The organism is Vibrio paucivorans, assembly GCF_054053395.1.
On record NZ_CM133230.1, the window covers coordinates 2663847 to 2684887 of the forward strand.

19 protein-coding genes are annotated in these 21041 nt (G+C 44.4%); 6 read left to right on the plus strand and 13 right to left on the minus strand.

All coding sequences use genetic code 11. The features are described from left to right. Positions 1–2: 2 nt before the first annotated feature. The 3 genes from ACXABW_RS12135 to ACXABW_RS12145 form a co-directional block, all read right to left on the minus strand. Positions 3–518 (minus strand): prepilin peptidase, encoded by a 516-nt coding sequence (locus ACXABW_RS12135; protein WP_457522914.1) that lies wholly within the window; start codon positions 516–518, stop codon positions 3–5. Between the two features lie 28 nt (positions 519–546). Then, positions 547–714: a Flp family type IVb pilin gene (locus ACXABW_RS12140; protein WP_457522915.1), complete on the minus strand. Its 168-nt coding sequence runs from the start codon at positions 712–714 to the stop codon at positions 547–549. 104 nt (positions 715–818) lie between these two features. Beyond that, positions 819–986, minus strand: coding sequence for a Flp family type IVb pilin (locus ACXABW_RS12145; protein WP_457522916.1), 168 nt, complete (start codon positions 984–986; stop codon positions 819–821). 486 nt (positions 987–1472) lie between these two features. Here ACXABW_RS12145 and ACXABW_RS12150 point away from each other — a divergent pair, with 486 nt between their 5' ends. Continuing rightward, on the plus strand, positions 1473–2213 hold the full coding sequence (locus ACXABW_RS12150; RefSeq protein ID WP_457522917.1) for a helix-turn-helix domain-containing protein: 741 nt from the start codon (positions 1473–1475) through the stop codon (positions 2211–2213). Between the two features lie 185 nt (positions 2214–2398). Continuing rightward, the gene (locus ACXABW_RS12155) at positions 2399–4084 is read left to right on the plus strand and encodes an AMP-binding protein (protein ID WP_457522918.1); all 1686 of its coding nucleotides are present in this window, start codon (positions 2399–2401) and stop codon (positions 4082–4084) included. Between the two features lie 93 nt (positions 4085–4177). Here ACXABW_RS12155 and ACXABW_RS12160 read toward each other — a convergent pair whose 3' ends face one another. Next, positions 4178–4378 carry a hypothetical protein gene (locus ACXABW_RS12160; protein ID WP_457522919.1) on the minus strand — a complete coding sequence of 67 codons (201 nt, stop codon included), beginning with the start codon at positions 4376–4378 and terminating at the stop codon, positions 4178–4180. A 101-nt stretch (positions 4379–4479) separates the two neighbouring features. Between ACXABW_RS12160 and ACXABW_RS12165 the strand changes: the two genes are divergently transcribed. Continuing rightward, positions 4480–5397 carry a LysR substrate-binding domain-containing protein gene (locus ACXABW_RS12165; RefSeq protein ID WP_457522920.1) on the plus strand — a complete coding sequence of 306 codons (918 nt, stop codon included), beginning with the start codon at positions 4480–4482 and terminating at the stop codon, positions 5395–5397. 72 nt (positions 5398–5469) lie between these two features. Here the strand turns inward: ACXABW_RS12165 and ACXABW_RS12170 are convergent, their stop codons facing one another. Next, positions 5470–5676, minus strand: a complete 207-nt coding sequence (locus ACXABW_RS12170; RefSeq protein ID WP_457522922.1) for a DUF1127 domain-containing protein — start codon at positions 5674–5676, stop codon at positions 5470–5472. 105 nt (positions 5677–5781) lie between these two features. Here ACXABW_RS12170 and ACXABW_RS12175 point away from each other — a divergent pair, with 105 nt between their 5' ends. Next, a complete protein-coding gene (locus tag ACXABW_RS12175; protein ID WP_457522924.1) occupies positions 5782–6726 on the plus strand; it encodes a LysR substrate-binding domain-containing protein in 945 nt (314 codons plus the stop codon). Positions 6727–6824: 98 nt separating this feature from the next. On the opposite strand, the gene fusA is transcribed toward ACXABW_RS12175, so the two are convergent. After that, on the minus strand, positions 6825–8912 hold the full coding sequence (gene fusA, locus ACXABW_RS12180; RefSeq protein ID WP_265687930.1) for an elongation factor G: 2088 nt from the start codon (positions 8910–8912) through the stop codon (positions 6825–6827). A gap of 225 nt (positions 8913–9137) precedes the next feature. After that, a complete protein-coding gene (radA, locus tag ACXABW_RS12185) occupies positions 9138–10517 on the minus strand; it encodes a DNA repair protein RadA (protein WP_457522926.1) in 1380 nt (459 codons plus the stop codon). Between the two features lie 137 nt (positions 10518–10654). On the opposite strand from radA, the gene ACXABW_RS12190 reads away from it, so the two are divergent. After that, the gene (locus tag ACXABW_RS12190; protein ID WP_457522927.1) at positions 10655–13000 is read left to right on the plus strand and encodes a PilZ domain-containing protein; all 2346 of its coding nucleotides are present in this window, start codon (positions 10655–10657) and stop codon (positions 12998–13000) included. A gap of 41 nt (positions 13001–13041) precedes the next feature. Here the strand turns inward: ACXABW_RS12190 and serB are convergent, their stop codons facing one another. Then, positions 13042–14025, minus strand: a complete 984-nt coding sequence (gene serB, locus ACXABW_RS12195; protein WP_457525022.1) for a phosphoserine phosphatase — start codon at positions 14023–14025, stop codon at positions 13042–13044. A gap of 108 nt (positions 14026–14133) precedes the next feature. Between serB and ACXABW_RS12200 the strand changes: the two genes are divergently transcribed. Further along, positions 14134–14736, plus strand: coding sequence for a YtjB family periplasmic protein (locus ACXABW_RS12200; RefSeq protein WP_265687927.1), 603 nt, complete (start codon positions 14134–14136; stop codon positions 14734–14736). Positions 14737–14801: 65 nt separating this feature from the next. Here the strand turns inward: ACXABW_RS12200 and deoD are convergent, their stop codons facing one another. From deoD to ACXABW_RS12225, 5 genes are all read right to left on the minus strand, one after another. Beyond that, positions 14802–15521, minus strand: a complete 720-nt coding sequence (deoD, locus tag ACXABW_RS12205; RefSeq protein WP_457522929.1) for a purine-nucleoside phosphorylase — start codon at positions 15519–15521, stop codon at positions 14802–14804. Positions 15522–15584: 63 nt separating this feature from the next. Next, the gene (locus ACXABW_RS12210) at positions 15585–16805 is read right to left on the minus strand and encodes a phosphopentomutase (RefSeq protein WP_252028063.1); all 1221 of its coding nucleotides are present in this window, start codon (positions 16803–16805) and stop codon (positions 15585–15587) included. Between the two features lie 115 nt (positions 16806–16920). Beyond that, on the minus strand, positions 16921–18249 hold the full coding sequence (gene deoA, locus ACXABW_RS12215; RefSeq protein WP_457522930.1) for a thymidine phosphorylase: 1329 nt from the start codon (positions 18247–18249) through the stop codon (positions 16921–16923). 107 nt (positions 18250–18356) lie between these two features. Next, entirely contained in the window at positions 18357–19133 is a 777-nt protein-coding gene (deoC, locus tag ACXABW_RS12220) for a deoxyribose-phosphate aldolase (RefSeq protein WP_252028067.1), read from the minus strand. Positions 19134–19772: 639 nt separating this feature from the next. Next, positions 19773–21035: a NupC/NupG family nucleoside CNT transporter gene (locus ACXABW_RS12225; protein WP_457522932.1), complete on the minus strand. Its 1263-nt coding sequence runs from the start codon at positions 21033–21035 to the stop codon at positions 19773–19775. Between the last annotated feature and the right edge of the window lie 6 nt (positions 21036–21041).

Genomic DNA, 21041 nt, shown 5'->3' on the forward strand with positions numbered 1-21041 from the left:
TTTTAGAAGTATTGCTGCATGGCTAGCCCTATTACAACCACGGGCGCAAAAGGCATGCGCAATTTTGAGTTCTTATTGTTAACTGTAGGCGAAAACGATTTTCCTGCGAGTGAACCGTATGAAAAGATCATCGTGTACTTAGTCAATAATGCCCTACCTGAACTCGGTTCATCCGCAAGCCGCATCGCAGCAAAAAGAGAACCAACGACCACGCTTGCAATGGCGATCCAAAACGTAGTTTGCAGTAGAGATCCCCAACCTACGATAAAACCCACCACTCCCATAAGCTTTACATCGCCAGGAGCCATAACACCTAAGAGATAAAGAATAAATGCAGAGAAAAACATTACGACTAGCGCTACAGTAGACCATCCAATCAATGTCAGAGGTTGCGCTGATATAGATTTGTCAATGAGTGAAGCAATTAGAACAAACAACAAAGCTGCGTTCGGAATTCGATTTTCACGCGCATCAGAAACCGCGATGATGATAATCCCCAACCAGACTATATATTCCATGAGCTTCACTCCTGATATAGCAATGAGGTCAACTGCTAAAAAGTGAAGAAAATTCTGAGGCTAATATTCCATTAAACGCGACAAATAACCCCGAAAAACCCACAACGATCAGACCGGCGCCAACAACGTACTCTACGACTGTTAACCCTTCGTCGTCATCAATAAACAGTTGAATATTATTAATTAATTTGTACATACCATCCCCCTATATGCATCACTCTAGTCGAAATACAACATACTATTGAGTATGTTGTATTTAACTAGTGTATAAATAGTAGACGGTTGTTTGAGAATTGCCGCTTAAGAACTAAATACGTTACCTAATTCGGTAGTAAGCGTTGAGCTAAATGTACTGAATATACCCGTTAGACCGGCAACTAAAAGTCCAGCACCAACTACATATTCAACTACCGTCAAACCTTCTTCATCGTTTAAAAACTCTTTCATTTTATTCATAAAATTGTTCATGGCTTGGTCTCCTTCCAAATAGCAATTCCATCTGATTGCTTACTTCTTAATCTAGATACTTATAAAACTAACAGTTAGGATTTTTATGACCTCTTCTGGTACTTTCTTGCCATTAAGTTAGAGAAAGAATGCAAACTTTAGGACTATTTTGTCACGCTCTCTTTTTCTAAAATGCACACAATAGCTATAGAATCAGTTTTATATAGATCACATATATATACGTATTTAATGATATTTTTATCACCTTAATATTTAAGTGCATAGTGAATTAACTTTAGAGGTAGAATTCTCAATATTGATACTTGACAAGATCGGGAATCGAGAAAATATGTGATTTGCATTGCAAAACTACAGCAGTAAATATGGAGGCATAGCTTCTCTAACATCCAAGCGGCTGTTTGTTTCAACTTCTTGCACTTTCCTTATGAACTTCTAATCTAAAGTTGTAGGCACTTATGCCATATGGGATTCATATTTGGGTTTTAGATGGACGTTTTACATGCAGGTCATTGGATAGGTTTATCGGTATCCTATCTACCAAAAGACACATTATTCAGCATTGAGAAATACTTTCATGTCATTGAAAGTGGTCACGATATATCGATTGTGAGTGAAGATAATGTCCAGTTTTGTTTCTTTTTTTTAGATATCGATAACAACTACCCTCTATTACTGAGCGCTGTCAAGTTGTGCCAAAACTTAAACAAAAGCCTGATTATTCTATATAAACATAAAGTAAACCCTGAAATACTAGAGCTCGACACCGTATATGATAGCTTCCAATTAAATGGACAAGATATTGATCCTTGGTTACAAGAGCTAAGTAAAAACATTCACTATAAGTTTTCAGACCACCAGTCCATTATGGACATTCACAAAAAAGAGCCTTACTTAAGTGAAAACAAAATCAGTAAAGATTTACTTGAGGTACTTAGGTATATAGAGGGAAATATTTCTAAATCAATCCGTGAAGAAGATATTGCCGATTACTGCCACTATTCAGTGACTTACTTTTCTAAAGTATTCCATAAAGCAATAGGAATTAGTTTTCGAGACTATTTAATGTCTAAACGCATCGCTTTGGCGAAAAAGATGTTACTGGCAGACAAGAAAACCAAGATTGCATTCGTCGCTTATCAATGTGGTTATAATGACGTTTCTTACTTCTCTAGAATCTTCAAAAAGAAAACCGGCTTTTCACCCGGCACCTTCCGACGCATTAACTAGCTTTATGATCCAAGCACACCCAATATTACGTTTTTATTTAGTACGTTAGTTTACTTGGTGCAGATCACTCTATCGACATGAACCCACCTCTCCTCTCTTTTCTTGCGGCCATGCGCTATGCTAGAGTTAACAAGATCTTAACATAATAATTATTACATCATTTGCCAATAACACGGAGTTAGAGAATGATTCAGCCTAACGAGTTAAGCAAACCGACCTGTGCTCTCCCACCACCTAATGAGATGATCCTAAAATGGGCAGAGGAACGCCCAAATGAGGTTTATCTAAAACAAATTATCAATCGCGAGTTCGTAGAATATACCTACGCTGAAGTTGCCGACAAAGCCTTGCGCTTGGTATCAGCATTACGAGAACTAGGCGCCCAACCGGGCGACAAGATCGCTTTAGTATCAAAAAACTGTGCCGAATGGTTTATTTGTGATTTAGCGATGATGCTGGGTGACTATGTCAGCGTTCCAATTTTCCCGACAGCTGGCGCCGACACGATCGAATACTGTATTACTCACAGTGAAAGTAAGGTGCTGATTGGCGGAAAACTCGATGATCCGGCAGCAACTCAGCAAGTGCTGACCACTTTACCTGATCTCATCAGTATTTCCCTACCTTATGACACCGCACCACAGTGTCAACATAGTTTCACAGACATCATAGCGAAAGCAGAACCAAGCACTGATCGCCCTGAACACCACGATGAAAAGCTAATGTCGTTAGTGTACACCTCAGGTACGTCAGGCTTGCCAAAAGGCGCGATGCTCACATACGGTGCCTTTAGTTGGTCAGTGCAACAGTTGATCAACCATATCGGCATTCAGCCAAATGATCGCCTGTTCTCATACCTACCACTCGCTCATATTACTGAGCGTGTTTATATTTTCGGTTCTTCAATCATGGGGGGCGTGCCAACGGCTTTCCCTGAGTCTCTCGATACCTTTATCGAAGACGTAAAAATGCAGCGTCCAACGCTGTTCATTTCTGTTCCACGTTTATGGACACTGTTCCAGCAGCGAATTCAAGACAAACTGCCACAGAAAAAACTCAACATATTACTCAAGATTCCTTTTGTTAACTCACTAATCAAAAAGAAACTTGCAGATGGCTTAGGGTTAGATCAGGCACGGGTATTAGGTTGTGGCTCTGCACCGGTTTCACCTGCGCTACTTAATTGGTATCACAGCGTTGGCCTTAACATCACGGAAGCATGGGGCATGACGGAGTCTTTCGCCTACAGTACGCTCAACTACCCATTCCGTGCCGATAAAATTGGCAGCGTGGGTAACGCTGGCCCAGGGATTGAACTCAAAATTGCTGAAGACGATGAAATCATGGTTCGTGGCCAAGGCTTATTCTCTGGTTATTATAAGAATGACATCGCAACTCAAGAGTCTTTCGACAGCGATGGTTGGCTACACACTGGTGATATCGGAGCGATAGATAGCGAAGGCTATCTAACGATTCAAGGACGTAAGAAAGATACCTTTAAAACGGCGAAAGGAAAATTCGTTGCACCGGTGCCTATTGAGAAGAAACTATTTGAGTACAGCCGTGTCGAGATGATGTGTCTGATTGGTTTAGGTCTTCCTGGCCCGATCCTTCTTGTCGTTCCACACGATTTCCCTAACTTTGATCGCGCTCGATACGAACGCACTACTAAGCGCGTGATCGAGAAAATGAACCAACAGCTTGCCTCTCATGAAAAAATTAAAGGCGTGTTGATGATCAAAGAACCTTGGAGTATTGAAAACGGCGTTCTCACACCAACCTTGAAGATTAAGCGTCATATCCTTGAGCAGAAATACCACGAAGTAGGTCATAACTGGCCAAGTGACAAACTGGTTGTTTGGGAAGAATAAGTAACGTTGAGCGGCTGATTAGCCGCTCTTTTTCTATTCACAAACTACCCAACTCAACCGTAAATAAAGAGTCGTCATAGACATAATTTCTAGTTATTTAAATCTAAGATAATCGCTAGTCAAATGTTGCTCATTGGTAACGCCGATATCACGTTGCATATGCTCACTAAGTGATACGATATCGACAACGTCAGCTTTATCATTTGATTTAAGCAGCTTTCCAAACTGATAGCTAAACATTGATTTACCAAGCTTTAACTCAACGTTCATACCCCACTCTAACGCAATTCTCATCTCACTCTCCTAGCTGCTTCCTCTGTGACTCGTTGTTATTATCGACAGCCATGCTTACAATTACGAACAACGATTCATTACACGTTATATAAGATAGGGTTATGGACAACCGCTTGAGACACCTCTCCGGATTGAGGTACTTCGAGGCTGCAGCACGTATGAACAGCTATAGTAAGGCCGCGCAAGAGCTTTTCATCAGCCAAGCAGCTGTAAGTCAGAAAATACGCCAACTAGAGGAAGCATTAGGCTGTAAGCTATTTGTTCGACAAGGACGAGAAATGGCTCTGACGGATAAAGGCCAGAGCTTATACCAGCAAGTCTGTACCGGCTTCGAGCATATCATTACGGGCTTAAACCAAATCCAATGTGAACCCATCAATGGTTTACTCAATGTGAGCTCTCCGCCCTCTTTCGCTTCCCGTTGGCTGCTACCTAGGCTGTGGAAGTTCTCGATGCATCATCCAGAAATTCCTATTAAAGTGCACACAACGTGCGATAAGCCCGATCTAAAATACTCGGAGGTTGATATTGCTATTGTCCAAGGCAATGAATTTGACTTAGGCAGTGATATAGAGACGCGAATTCTGATCGATGAAGAGATCTATGCATACTGTTCTCCTCAACTAGCCAAGTCAATGAAGTTCACCTCACCACAGCAACTCCAAAAATGCTGGCTCGTTCATTTCGGCTCTGAGAGCTTTACATGGGACGATTGGTTTGCCCGCGCAGGAGTCAGTGTCAATAAAGGTGCAATTCAATGGATGGAGGTATCAACGTTCGAAATGGGATTAAGCGCTGTAATTGCAGGTCATGGTGTATGTTTAGCCTCAGAGAGTCTGGCCAGTGACTTTATTGAAAAAGGGTTACTCGTAAGGCCATTTGATATTGGTCTTTCTCCGGGGTTAAGCTTTACTCTCTGCAGTGATCCCAGCTCCTCTCGCCTAGCTCGTTGTCAGGTATTTTCCGACTGGTTATTCGAAGAAATCGGATTGATGCCAACCAATAAGCAAATTAGCTAATCACAAAAAAGCCCTGATATCGACTCGATATCAGGGCGCTACCAGACAGGAAGGTTAGCTAAAAACTTATTGTTAATCCCAGAACACTCGTCGGCTCTCGGTACGAGCTTGATGCTTAGAAATACCGACATCATCAAGAAGATAATCAGGCAACTCTGCGAGCTGCTTTCTTGAACGCGACTTGCTCAGCCAGAATCTAATTTGGCCATAGAATTTCTTAACTGTTGTTTCTAAAGTTAGTTGGCTGATTGCTTGTCTCGAAATAGCTGATGTAGTCATACCTAGCTCCTTCTCTTGCGTTATCGTGTTTACCTGTACAATAATCAGTCACAACCACTCGTTTCTCAAACGATGATATTTGACATTCAGTTAAGGAAAACTAATGTGAAAGAGAAAATGCCTCCGCTACAAGGAATGTACTATTTCTATATCGCAGCTCAATGTGGCAGCTTTAAACAAGCAGCCGAAACACTGTTCGTTACAGCAGCGGCGATTAGCCAACAAATACGCCAACTTGAAGATTGGCTTGGGACGGATTTATTTATTCGCCAGCACCGAAAGATCGTGTTAACGCATGAGGGAGAGTTGCTCTTTGAACAGGCTGAAAAGGGGTTCGCACATTTACAAGCAGGCGTCCGGCTCATCAATCAAGACCCAAACCCCAACCAACTCTCTATCTCAACACTGCCTTCATTTGCTCAGCACTGGCTAGTGCCTAGAATCGGTGAATTCCGCGAACAACACCCAGATATATCCTTGCTACTAGAGCCCACTAATGAATTAGTCACCTTTCAAGACTCTAGCGTCGATCTCTGCATACGCTACGGTGAAGGCAACTACCACAATATTGAAAGCCAATGGTTGATGGACGACGTCGTCTACCCAGTTTGCCATCCGCTCTATCAACAACTTCATGGGATTTACTCGGTCGAAGACTTAGAAAAAGCGGACTTGATTGAAGACAAGTGGCCAGACATGGATTGGCACCGCTGGTTAAACACCTTAGGTAAGAGGCACAGCCGTGCAACATTACAATACAACGGCTCACACTTTGTACTTGAAGGCGCTTTGTCAGTTCAAGGGGTAGCATTAGTCAAGCACTCTCTCGCGATTAGGTACATCAAGGAGGGAAAGCTTGTTCGAATCGGTGAACACGCACTAAAGCCTCGCTTTGCCTACTACATGTGCGCACCAGCAGGATATTACAAAAGGCAAAAAATACAGCTATTTGCTAAGTGGCTACGCAGCGAAATCAATCAGTTTGAGCACAACAATCCAATTGAAGGGAAAGTGATAGAGACAGACTTCTCTCTTTCTTGGCAAGAGTGACTTCTACCAATCATTTGAGCAAGTATAAGATTCATCAATTATAAAAAAGCCCCGCAGCTTTCGCATGCGGGGCTTTTAATCAGCTAGAGATTAAACAATTACTTGTTTTCTTTCTCTTCTTTAGCCTTAGCAATTACTTCTTCAGCAACGTTTGCTGGACAAGGTGCGTAGTGTGCGAATTCCATAGAGAATTGACCACGACCTGAAGTAATAGTACGTAGGTGACCGATGTAACCAAACATTTCTGATAGAGGTACGTCAGCTTTAATACGTACGCCAGTAGCACCAGCTTGTTGGTCTTTGATCATACCACGACGACGGTTTAGGTCACCGATAACGTCACCAACGTGATCTTCTGGAGTGAATACGTCAACGTTCATGATTGGCTCAAGAAGTTGCGCACCAGCTTTAGGCATAGATTGACGGAATGCACCTTTCGCTGCGATTTCAAATGCGATTGCAGATGAGTCAACTGCGTGGAAGCCACCGTCGAATAGTTCTACTTCAACATCTAGAGTTGGGAAACCAGCAAGAACACCGTTATCCATCATAGATGCAAAGCCTTTCTCTACTGCAGGCCAGAATTCTTTAGGTACGTTACCACCAACAACTGTTGAAGAGAACGTGAAGCCAGAGTTTGGCTCACCTGGTTTGATACGGTAGTCGATCTTACCGAACTGACCAGAACCACCAGACTGCTTCTTGTGCGTGTAGCTATCTTCAACAGCTTGCGTGATAGTTTCACGGTAAGCTACTTGAGGAGCACCAACAGTTAGTTCAACACCGTAAGTACGCTTAAGGATGTCAACTTTGATGTCTAGGTGAAGTTCACCCATACCTTTCAGGATTGTTTCGCCTGAATCTTCGTCAGTCTCAACTTGGAAAGATGGATCTTCTGCAACCATCTTACCGATAGCGATACCCATCTTCTCAGTAGAGCCTTTATCTTTCGGTGCAACCGCGATAGAGATTACTGGTTCTGGGAAGATCATTGGCTCAAGAGTACACTCGTGCTTAGGATCACATAGAGTGTGACCAGTTTGAACGTTCTTCATACCAACTACAGCGATGATGTCACCAGCTTGAGCAGTTGTTAGTTCGTTACGCTCGTCTGCTTGCATCTCAACCATACGGCCGATACGCTCAGTTTTACCTGTAGCAGCGTTAAGGATAGTGTCACCCTTGTTCATAACACCAGAGTAGATACGGATGAATGTTAGCGCGCCGAAACGGTCATCCATGATCTTAAATGCTAGTGCACGTAGTGGCTCGTCTGCAGATACTGTAGCAACTTCACCAGTTGGCTCACCAGTTTCTTTGTCAGTTAGAGGTTGAGGATCTACTTCTGTTGGAGCAGGTAGGTAGTCAACAACTGCGTCTAGTACTAGCTGAACACCCTTGTTCTTAAATGCAGAACCACAGAATGTTGGGAAGAATGCTAGGTCACGAGTACCTTTACGGATACAAGCTTTTAGTTGCTCGATAGTAGGCTCTTCACCTTCCATGTAAGCTTCCATTAGGTCGTCGTCTTGCTCTACAGCAGTCTCAACTAGCTCTTCACGGTAAGCTTCAACATCATCAACCATGTCAGCTGGGATGTCTTGGATTTCGTAGTTTTCTGGAAGACCTGAGTCATCCCATACGAAAGCTTTACGGTTTAGTACGTCTACAACACCAACGAAATCGTCTTCACGACCGATTGGTAGAGTCATAACTAGTGGGTTTGCACCTAGAACGTTCTTAACTTGGTCAACAACGCGGAAGAAGTCTGCACCCATACGGTCTAGTTTGTTAACGAAGATCAGACGAGATACTTCTGATTCGTTCGCGTAACGCCAGTTAGTTTCAGACTGAGGTTCAACACCGCCAGAACCACAGAATACACCGATACCGCCATCAAGTACTTTAAGTGAACGGTATACTTCTACTGTGAAGTCAACGTGTCCAGGAGTATCGATAACGTTTAGACGGTGACCGTTCCAGAAACAGCTAACAGCTGCAGACTGGATAGTAATACCGCGCTCAGCTTCCTGTTCCATGAAGTCAGTAGTTGATTCACCATCGTGAACCTCACCAGTTTTGTGGATTTGACCAGTTAGCTTTAGGATACGCTCAGTGGTAGTTGTTTTACCCGCATCAACGTGCGCGAAAATACCAATGTTTCTGTATTTCGATAAATCTGCCATTGTCTTACTCTGTTAATAGGATATAAATTGCGCGCAGAGTATACCACAATCTGTCAAGACTGATAGCTTTGCGTGCACTAGAAGAAAAAAAACTTGTGTATGTTACTGCATGCCTAACTCAAACAACATCAATTTGTTTAAATCTGCTCGAATTTAATGGCGTCAACTCAACAAGATTAGTCCCATTCGAATGTTAACGCCATTCGTCGTCGCTATTGATCGCGACTATAACTCATCGAATGCTTCAATCGCTTCCGACAATTTCTTAACACCATGAATCTGCATGCCTTCGATCCCCCCTTTCGGTAGGTTTGCAGCAGGCACAATGGCTTTTTTGAAACCGTGTTTGAACGCTTCCATCAACCTTTCTTGGCCACTTGGCACTGGGCGTATTTCACCGGCGAGCCCTACCTCACCAAACACCACCACATCTTTAGGTAACGCTCGATCTCTAAAGCTCGATAACAGTGCCATAACTAGCGCTAAATCAGCACTGGTTTCTGTCACTTTTACGCCACCAACTACGTTCACAAACACGTCTTGATCGGCCATTTGCAAGCCGCCATGTTTATGCAGTACAGCCAAAAGCAGCGACAAACGGTTTTGTTCAAGGCCAACCGCAACACGGCGTGAGTTGGCGAGCTGAGAGTAATCAACCAAAGCCTGAATCTCCACCAGCAAAGGGCGCGTACCTTCCCAAACAACCATAACGGAGCTGCCGGATGTTTCTTCTTCACCACGGGATAAGAAAATCGCGGAAGGGTTGCTCACTTCTTTTAGCCCTTGCCCCGTCATGGCAAACACACCGAGTTCATTAACAGCGCCAAAACGGTTCTTATGACTCCGTAGCGTACGGAAACGGCTATCGGTTCCACCGTCTAGCAAAACTGAACAGTCTATGATGTGTTCAAGTACTTTAGGGCCTGCAAGCGTACCATCTTTGGTTACGTGACCAACAATAAACACCGCCACATTGTTCTGCTTGGCGTAGCGTGTTAAGGCCGTCGCCGATTCTCTTACTTGGGCAACACTACCAGGAGACGACTGTACGTCGGCAACGTGCATAACCTGAATCGAGTCGATAACCATAATTCGAGGCTGTTCTTTTTCCGCGATCTGGCAAATCTTGTCGACATTGGTTTCCGACAGCATTTTTAGGTGTTCTCTAGGTAAACCAAGACGGGAAGCGCGCATCGCCACTTGCTGTAGGGATTCTTCACCTGTCACATATAAAGTTGGCATCTGGGCAGACAGCAAACACATTGTTTGTAGCAGTAGCGTCGATTTACCTGCCCCTGGGTTACCACCAATCAAGATAGCGGCTCCGGGTACAATTCCGCCACCTAATACTCGGTCTAACTCCTTGAAACCACTACCGAAGCGTGGCACATCTTGCAGATCGATTTCAGATAACGTCTGCACTTTAGCTTCTGTCGCAGAGCCCGCGTACCCAGACAATCGCTCATTACGAGCCACCGTTGGTGAAGCCGCTAAGCGAACTTCGGTAATCGTATTCCAAGCTCCACATGCATTACATTGCCCCTGCCAGCGAGGGAAATCAGCTCCACAGTCATTACATACATATGCGCGCTTTGCTTTAGCCATGAGTCCTCATTTACTAAACTATGTGACATATCATCCGTTTTTCACCACACTTTTACATTTAAGCGAGGTAACATAAACCTAAAGATTCTTGTCGAACTGTCGATGTTAAAGATAACGGACTACTCTAACAGAAAAGTATGCAGCAATCTGAAATTCTCTCTATTGCCGAGCGTTTGATCCCCGCCTATCACGCTCAAGATTTTGACTACCTTTTGTCTCAAATGACCGAGGGCGAATCCCCATCGGTCAAACTACTGGTCAAAATTGAGCTCAACCGTGTAATGGCCCCCTGTACAAAACCCGTCGATTTAAGAGGACGAGTACAAGGTGAATGCAGAGAATATGAACTGGATGGCTTAAAGCACTGGTTGGACGATGTGGCCTTCAATGCTTACCACAAAAATGTTCAGAAATTTAATGGCTATACGGAAGGTGTTTGGGAAGCGCTGATTAACACCAAGAACAACTTCCGGGTTATGAAGCAAAAAGGGACCAGCACTCAGAGCAAAGTCGTTTCTGGGGATAGCCTATTTCAGGTCGAGCCTGTCACACTTGGCTACGACTTAAAGCGCCAAGAGAATCGCCTCAAAGTCTCTTCTCAAGTCGAGATCGTACTTCCCAACGATCAAGTGGTTCACGCAGTCAGTGTCGACTTATCCCCTTCTGGAGCAAAATTCAAAGTCCCGACCGCCTTTGATTACAAGCTTGGCGAGATGATTGATGTCTCTTTTGTTGAGTTACGTAAAAGCTCACAAATCGACGGAATTTTCAGTAAGGTAACCTACCGAATTGTCGGCATCGACGACAGCTATGAAAATGATGCCGTAAAATTTATCCGTGCTTTGAAGTTATCGGATACTGATGTCATTGAACAAGTGATAGAGGAATCACTACAAAGCGATTCTCAGAAAGTTCGCCACGACAACCAAGATAAGATCATTCGCGCCCGTACCCGCGGTTACGAGCACACCTATTTAAAACACACCTGTAATCTGCCGGTATTTTTCAGTGGAAGTGAACTCAAGCTCGTCTTAATGACAGAAAACAATTTGCCAATTTGGAATTATTGGCAGGATGAGCGGAATCAACAAGCGCTTGGTGCGTTGTTTAATCAGCAGCGAATGTCTCATTTAACAAAGGCTGGTATGAGAGGCGGTAGCAATATTTTCTACTCCTTTAAACATGACCACCAAGGGAAAGATCTGTTCTTTTCGATGATGATGCCAGAAGCCTCTCGCGAAGAAAGGCAATTGTTTTGGCACATCGGTGCCAAGCGAGAAAGCTGGAAAGTATTTCGATTCTCGGTGTTTGAGTTATCAGATCCAGAATGTCAGCAGTTGGCTCAACACGCGACAGAACTTGGCGCAGATACAACCAATTTAACTCACTGCGGGATTTTGCAAGAGATCGCAGACTCTTCTGCTGCACAAGATTATCTATTTACCGAAAAGCCGAAGTTACCATCCAACACGCTTAACCGATTTAGGCAAACTCGAAATATCATTGGTAACCCAACCAGTATCTATTTTGATGCTTGCTCGCGCAGAAGAGAGCCGCGTTACCAATTAAATTCCCCTTTGCACGTAACCTTACCCAATGGTGCAGTGCTGAAAGGGAAGACTATTGATTTATCCAAGCATGGTTTAAGCCTGATGCTCGCTCAGCCCGTTGAAATAAAGGCGGGAGAGATGTGCAGCGTCAACTTCTTAGAGCTACAGCTATACGACAAAAAAATTCCTCTTGATGCCGTGCCTTATGAAGTGATTCGTGTTAGCCCGAATAATCAGCAGTTGCAGCTATCACTAGAAGACTCGACGAAAAACTTTAAAACCATCGGCTTTTTCCACCGTTTGATTCAACATAATGAAGCCAAGTTAGAAACTAAAAAAGAGATCTTGCCGAGTAACGACCTGCTTGAAGGTCTGCATAATATCTTACTGGATAAAATGGTGAGTACCCCTGTCTTTGTCGAAAAGAACAAAGGAACACTCGCGCCTAAGGTTGTTGGAATTAACTACCCTCTTCCTCCTCATATGGTGTTAATGGCACGACTTGGCAGTGAAAAGAACTTTTCGTTAGAGCCTATTTATAAAGGTAGAACTAGCACCTTACTCGCCGTACCGATGAAGCGAGTGGAAGGAGCAAAACCGCAATACCACGAGCTATACATTTCGGCGCTCATTTTCGGTAACCGAATTCAATCCCTTGATACTCGGCTTAGTAGCGAATTCGAAAGTGTCAAAGACCGGATGACATTTATTAAGAAAGCTCAAGTTTTGGGGGAGTTGTATGTGCTGCGTATTTCAGGTGCGCCAATATTTGAGCCTTTAACTAGCCTACTGAAATTAGATATCGAAGAGTTGACACAAATTAGCATGCATCAAGCTCGTAGCTTGGAGAAAGAGATTACGGCAACCGTTGGATACGGCGAAATTTACGACATCACCGATGAAGTTTTGGTGAGGCTAGAACTGACCCAATGAAAGAGCGAGGCTTAGCCTCGCTCTTTTAATTCTTTGCCCGTTTAAGGTTTGGTTTGCCAGCTGATCTTCTGTTGCTTAGCAAGTCCGGCAGACAAAATACATAGCACCCCACCTAAACCAGAAAAGCGCACAGCAGACTGAGCTTGCTGCTCAACTTTTGGCTTAGCATGATATGCCACACCTAGTCCTGAAGCTTTCATCATCACCAAGTCATTCGCACCGTCTCCTACCGCAACGGTATTGTGTGCTTCGATTTCATATTGGTCTGCAAGTTCTATCAATATGTCTGCTTTCGTCTGAGCAGAGACGATATCGCCCAACACTTTCCCAGTGAGCTTGCCATCGACAATTTCCAACGTATTTGACTGCGCATGATCAAGCCCGAGCTCTTGCTTCAAGTAATCAGAGAAGTAAGTAAAACCCCCAGAAGCAATAGCTGTTTTCCAACCCAGCGCTTTAAGAGTCGTGACCAATTCAGCGAGATCCGGCATAAAAGGCAGTTCACTTCGAACTGACTCTAGAATCGACTCATCAGCACCCGCTAGTTTTGCAACGCGCTGACGCAAGCTTTGTTCAAAGTCCAACTCGCCCTGCATCGCTCGCTCAGTGACTTCAGCGACTTCTTCACCAACCCCTGCTAACTTGGCGATTTCATCAATACATTCGATTTGAATCGCCGTCGAGTCCATGTCCATCACAATCAAGCCAGGCTTAGACAAATCTGGGACTTCAGCAAGACTCGCATAGTCTAACCCAATACTTTCTAAAATGGTTTCATGCTCGGGAGACAGGTGACCAGACATCAGCGCTACTTCGTATTGGCCTACTTTCCATGTGTCTATCACCGGGTTGTAAAAACCAGTAAAAAAGTCAATGTCATCGAAATGCTTTGGCGAAAGGTACTCGCCAAAAATGATCCAATTCGCACGAGCTTTATCGAGTTGAGTGGCATACCGAGTTTCCGGTAAGCGTGTTAAAAGAGAGGTGTGCCTTCGTATCGGCAACTTTTTTGAGAGTTCAGACATCGTCTTTAACAGTTCCATGTATACATTCCTCCCGTTAGTTAACCTATTGCAATTTAAAAACGCAAGTCTCAATATGGGGGAAATCCATTATTTCTTACTGAGTCGGTCATGAACCAATCCCTGTTCTCATTTCGAAATGCCTTAAAAGTCATCACGATACTTGTGCTATTAGCGATGGTTGCGGTCATAGCCATCAATAGCGTCAAGATCAGTAAAGGTAACGAACGCATTCAAAAAAACCAGTTGGAAACATTAACTAAGGTTTTGATTTCACAAGCATCGCTTTCTGCAAGTGAGATGATCATTCAACAAGATCAGGAGCGGTTACTAAAACTGACCAACCAACTGTCGCAAGACAATTTAGTATTTGATGCCACGATTTATAACGCAGAAGGCGTAAAGCTTGCGGCAAGTGAAAAGGCGCTATCAGTCCGCGAAGTATTAGGGTTAGACACGCCACTAGCTACCGCGCGTATTGGTCGACAGCAGTTAGTTGAGCCTGTTTTTCACGATGATGCCATCGTCGGATTTGTAAGAATTACTTTCGAAACAGGTAAAGTAACCGCGATTTCTGATCACCATTACCGCAAGAGTGATCGATATATGTATACCATGATTCTAATCAGCTTTATCGGTGGCTTGCTGATGGCGCTAGTGTTGCGTAGAAAGCCCAAATCCAAAGGTGAAAACCTGCTGTTAAAAGACGCTTAACAACAAAAAAACCTCAGCGCTGGCTGAGGTTTTTCTTTATTTAATCGACATTTGTTACTTAGCCATTAGCCCTTATCGCCAAGCAATACCGAATCTAGCGCGATCTCCATCATCTCATTAAACGTTGTCGCTCGTTCATCAGAGGTCGTTTGCTCTCCGGTTTTGATATGATCCGAGACAGTACAAATCGTCAGTGCTTTCGCGCCATATTCCGCTGCCACACCATAGATGCCAGCCGCTTCCATTTCTACACCAACAATGCCGTATTTATCCATCACATCAAACATTTCAGGATCCGGTGTATAGAACAGTTCAGCAGAAAACAGATTCCCCACTTTCACGTCGATGCCACGTGCTTTAGCGGCTTCTTCTGCTGCTCGTACCATCTTATAGTCTGCAATGGCTGCGAAGTCATGGCCTTTAAAGCGAATTCGATTGACCTTAGAGTCAGTACACGCCCCCATACCGATCACCACATCACGAACCTTAATGTCTTCGCTTACCGCACCACAACTGCCCACGCGAATCACTTTCTTCACTCCAAAATCTTTAATCAGTTCAGTGACATAGATAGAACAAGACGGGATACCCATACCATGTCCCATCACGGAAATTTTACGACCTTTATACGTACCGGTAAAACCGTACATATTCCGTACGTCACATACTTGAACAACATCTTCCAAGAAGGTTTCAGCGATGTACTTGGCACGAAGCGGATCCCCTGGCATTAAAACAACATCAGAAAACGCGCCCATTTCAGCATTAATATGTGGAGTCGCCATTAGAAATTCTCCTGTTCAAATTTCAGATAAAAAAATAGAGAGGACATCCTCTCTATTCATCAATTACAAAAAGTTTTTGCCGTATTCCATCGGAGACGTACCGAAGTAGCTTGCTAAGCTTTGGCCAATATCAGCGAAAGACTCACGCAAGCCTAATGAACCAGCAGGGACTTTCTGTCCATAAACAATCACAGGGATATGCTCACGAGTGTGGTCAGTACCCGGCCATGTTGGATCACAGCCGTGATCAGCCGTCAGGATCAGTACATCGTCTTCTTTCATCATATCAATCACTTCATTGATACGACCATCGAAGTACTCCAGCGCAGCTGCGTAGCCCGCTACATCGCGGCGGTGCCCGTATGCTGAATCGAAATCAACGAAATTAGTGAATACGATTGTGTTGTCACCCGCTTCTTTGATAGCTTCTTTAGTTGCTTCAAATAGCGCAGGAATTCCCGTTGCTTTTGTTTTCTGCGTGATACCACAGCCAGCGTAGATATCAGAGATCTTACCGATCGAGTGAACTTGACCACCCTTTTCATCAACGAGCTTTTGTAGAATCGTCGCCGCTGGCGGCTCAACAGAAAGATCACGACGGTTGCCCGTACGTTCAAACTGACCTTTACCCGGACCAACAAATGGACGCGCGATAACACGACCAATGTTGTAATCTTCCAGCTCTTCTCGAGCAATCTGACAAAGATCTAGCAAGTTTTGCAGGCCGAATGTCTCTTCGTGACACGCAATTTGGAACACTGAATCCGCAGAAGTATAGAAGATAGGCATGCCCGTCTTCATATGCTCTTCACCAAGGTCATCCAGTACTTGCGTACCTGACGCGTGGCAATTACCAAGAAAACCGTCTAAGCCAGCACGCTCTAAAATGCGGTCGGTTAGCTCTTTTGGAAAACTGTTTTGCTTATCAGTAAAGTAACCCCAGTCAAACAGTACCGGCACACCGGCAATTTCCCAGTGACCAGATGGCGTATCTTTACCTGAGGACAGCTCGGCAGCATGACCGTAAGCACCAATGATTTCAGCATCTTGGTCCAGACCTGGAGCGAAGCTTCCCGTCGACTCTTTGTGAGCCATTGCTAAACCAAGTTTTGATAAGTTAGGCAAGGTGAGTGCACCGCTACGCTCTGCATTGTCGGCTTTGCCTTCGAAACAGCGCTGAGCGATGTGACCTAAAGTATCAGAGCCCACATCACCGAATTTTTCTGCATCACCAGCAGCACCAATCCCAAATGAGTCTAATACTAAAATGAATGCTCTTTTCATTGCTCTCTTCCTGTGTTTGGCCGATAGCTTATCTCAGCTATCGACCAATCTAATTGTCATTATTTAACTCAACATGGTGGAGTGACTGTAAATACGGTAACTCCGAGTATTGAGACTAGATATCTTCTGCGCGAATTTGGCGATACACCTCTGGTGTCGGAGTGTATTCTCCTCCCACCGTGATCGCACTTTGCAGCGCTTGTGCCGCTTCGTTCCACTGCTCTTCACTGCGAGCATGGATCATCGCAAGTGGCTTATCTTGGCTAGCCACATCACCCAGACGAATAAAGTTGTCGAAGCCAACAGCATAGTCGATCTTATCGGTTGCTACGCGGCGACCGCCGCCCATTCCGACAACCGCCATACCGATTGCACGAGTATCCATCGCCGATACCACACCGCTTTCCAGCGCATATACAGGCTTAATGATCTCGGCTTTATCAAGGTAATTATCGTAGTTTTCTACAAAGTCTGCTGGACCACCAAGTCCTGCTACCATCTTACCAAAGCACTCTGCTGCTTTACCGTTATCTAAAACTTCCATCAATTTCGAACGAGCTTGCTCTGTGTTGTCAGCAAGTTTGCCCAATACGAGCATTTCTGCACACGATGCAATAGTGACTTCGAGTAGTCTTGGGTTACGGTATTCACCAGTTAAGAAACGAACCGCTTCACGGACTTCCACAGCGTTACCCGCAGAAGAAGCAAGAACTTGATTCATGTCGGTTAGGATTGCTGTTGTCTTAGTGCCTGCGCCGTTTGCAACCGCAACAATTGACTTCGCTAGCTCTTCAGACGCTTCGTAGGTTGGCATGAATGCACCTGAGCCTACTTTTACATCCATGACTAACGACTCAAGGCCTGCTGCAAGTTTTTTCGATAGGATTGAAGCTGTAATTAGCGAGATATTATCTACCGTCGCTGTGATATCGCGAGTGGCGTATACACGTTTGTCAGCAGGAGCTAAATCGCCCGTTTGACCAATAATCGCCACTCCAGCATCTTTCGTGACATCACCGAATACTTCATTCGTTGGCGTGATGTTGTAGCCAGGAATAGACTCAAGCTTATCGAGCGTACCGCCTGTATGGCCTAAGCCGCGACCCGAAATCATAGGAACGAAACCACCACATGCCGCAACCATAGGACCGAGCATTAGAGACGTCACATCGCCTACACCACCAGTTGAATGTTTATCAACGATTGGGCCAGCAAAGTTCATGTGGCTCCAATCGATCACCATGCCTGAATCACGCATCGCACACGTCAACGCAATACGCTCTGGCATCGTCATTTCATTAAAAAAGATTGCCATGGCAAATGCAGCGATTTGACCTTCAGACACGCTGTTGTTGGCAACACCCTGAATAAAGAAGTTAATTTCTTCGGCAGTGAGAACTTCGCCGTCACGCTTTTTACGAATAATTTCTTGAGGTAAGTACATTAGATCCTCCCAAGCAAAATGCTTTGGTTAGTAAGGGAAAGAGGTAGGCAAAGCGAAAGATTTCACTTTGCCTGTCAGACTTTTTGTTTTCAGCAGTGAGCAGCCAATTAGTATGCGGCTGGGTCTGCAGTCTCGTCTGTTACTTCTAATGTATTAAGTAGGTTGGTTAGTAGGCTTGATGCACCAAAACGGTAGTGCATGTTATCTGCCCAATCTGCACCTAGAAGCTCATCAGCCATTGCTAGGTATTGCGCCGCATCTTCAGCTGTGCGAACACCACCAGCAGGCTTAAAGCCAACGGTTTTTGCAACGCCCATATCGCGAATCACTTCAAGCATCATACGCGCGTATTCTGGAGTTGCATTCACAGGCACTTTACCTGTTGAAGTTTTAATAAAGTCAGCACCTGCTTCGATACAGATTTGCGATGCTTTCTTAATTAGCGCTTCTTCTTTTAGTTCACCCGTTTCGATGATCACTTTAAGAAGAATATCACCACATGCTTCTTTACACTGTTTAACTAGCTCAAAGCCAACTTTCTCATCACCTGCAATAAGTGCACGGTATGGGAAAACCACGTCTACTTCGTCTGCACCGTAAGCCACTGCTGCTTTTGTTTCTGCAACCGCGATATCGATGTCGTCGTTACCGTGTGGGAAGTTAGTTACTGTAGCAATGCGTACTTCTGGAGTACCTTGCTCGCGCAGTGTCTTCTTAGCAATAGGAATAAAGCGAGGGTAAATACAAATTGCAGCTGTGTTACCTACTGCTGTTTTCGCGTCGTGACATAGCGAGATCACTTTTGCATCAGTGTCATCGTCATTCAGCGTAGTTAGGTCCATTAGTTTAAGTGCACGTAGTGCTGCTGCTTTTAAATCGCTCATTTCTATCTCCGATCAATATATTCAATTAGTTCACTACTGCTGGTCATACCTAGTATAGGTGGTATGTCAAATATCAGCAGTCGTCACAAATGAACGGACTTGGTTCCCTGAAGACTCGGCATATACAGCGAATTTGTATGCCAATTGCTATCCTTGTCACCGCACAGTACCAGTTTGGTCTATGGCACAACAATCTAGGATTGAGGTGTCTAACGTTATACCCTGGCGCTCATCATACTCCTTGTATTGCAAGCCACCAGCTAAAAACTATCAGTGCTCGATTAACCTCATCATGAAGTTCTTTAGGCATCCACATATCACGTCAATACCCAGTATCGATACCATATAGATTATAGATATTCGTCGCAAAACTATAGTTGTACATAGAGCGCAAACGGTTTGTATCTCAAAAAAGATTCTGCTCAACGATTGCTCAATCTTCTGACTAAGCAATCGATTTGAATCCAATACTCCCAACAGCTAATTGGGCACGCTTCTTTCTAATCATTTGTTCGCAGTTAATGCCGTTAGCGGGCAAATGACGACGAAAGAAAAACAAAAAAGCCCCGTAGTACACAGTAAACTGTGCAACTACGGGGCTTTATAAAACGGCGTCTATATAATCTTTCGCTTACTTAATTAGAAAGATAGGAAGAAGCCAGCGATTGTCGCCGCCATTAGGTTAGATAGCGTACCAGCACACACCGCTTTCACACCCATACGAGCGATATCAGAACGACGGTTTGGAGCTAGACCACCTAGACCACCTAGTAGAATCGCAATAGAAGAAAGGTTTGCGAAACCACATAGAGCGAATGCGATGATTGCTTGAGTCTTCTCAGACATTACTGCACCAGTTGCTGGAATAACTTGAGCGTTTTCACCAACGAAAGGTACGAAGTTTAGGTATGCAACGAATTCGTTAACAACCAGTTTTTGACCGATGAATGAACCAGCAAACGTTGCTTCAGCCCATGGAACACCGATTAGGAATGCTAGTGGTGCGAACAACCAACCTAGTAGAAGTTCTAGAGTTAGGTTCTCCATACCGAACCAACCGCCAACACCACCTAGGATACCGTTGATAAGAGCGATTAGACCGATGAATGCTAGTAGCATTGCACCAACGTTAAGTGCTAGTTGTAGACCAACAGATGCACCGCCTGCTGCTGCGTCGATTACGTTCGCTGGCTTATCTTCGCCACCGTCGATGTCGCCGCCTATCTCTTCGTCAGGCTGGTCAGTTTCTGGTTTGATGATCTTAGCGAATAGTAGACCACCTGGTGCTGCCATGAATGATGCTGCTACAAGGTACTCAAGAGGTACACCCATAGATGCGTAACCAGCAAGTACACCACCAGCTACAGACGCAAGACCACCACACATTACTGCGAATAGCTCAGATTGAGTCATTTTAGGTACAAACGGACGAACCACTAGAGGTGCTTCAGTTTGACCTACGAAGATGTTCGCAGCTGCAGACATTGATTCCGCACGAGAAGTACCTAGTGCTTTCTGTAGGCCACCACCAAGAATCTTGATAACCCATTGCATAACACCAATGTAGTAAAGTACAGAGATTAGCGCAGAGAAGAAGATTAGAGTTGGTAGTACTTGGAAAGCAAAGATGAAGCCGATACCGTCAACAGAGAAGTTAACTAGGCTTCCGAAAAGGAAACCAGTACCGTCTTTACCAAAGTCGATAACGCTTTGTACACCTGCAGAGAAACCTGCAAGAAGGTCACGACCCCATGGTACGTAAAGAACGAAACCACCGATTAAAAATTGAATAGCAAAAGCGCCACCCACTGTTCTTAGATTAATAGCTTTGCGGTTGTCAGACAGTAGTACTGCGATTCCTAGCAGAACTGCCATACCGACTAGGCTCATAAACAGGCTCATAGTTTA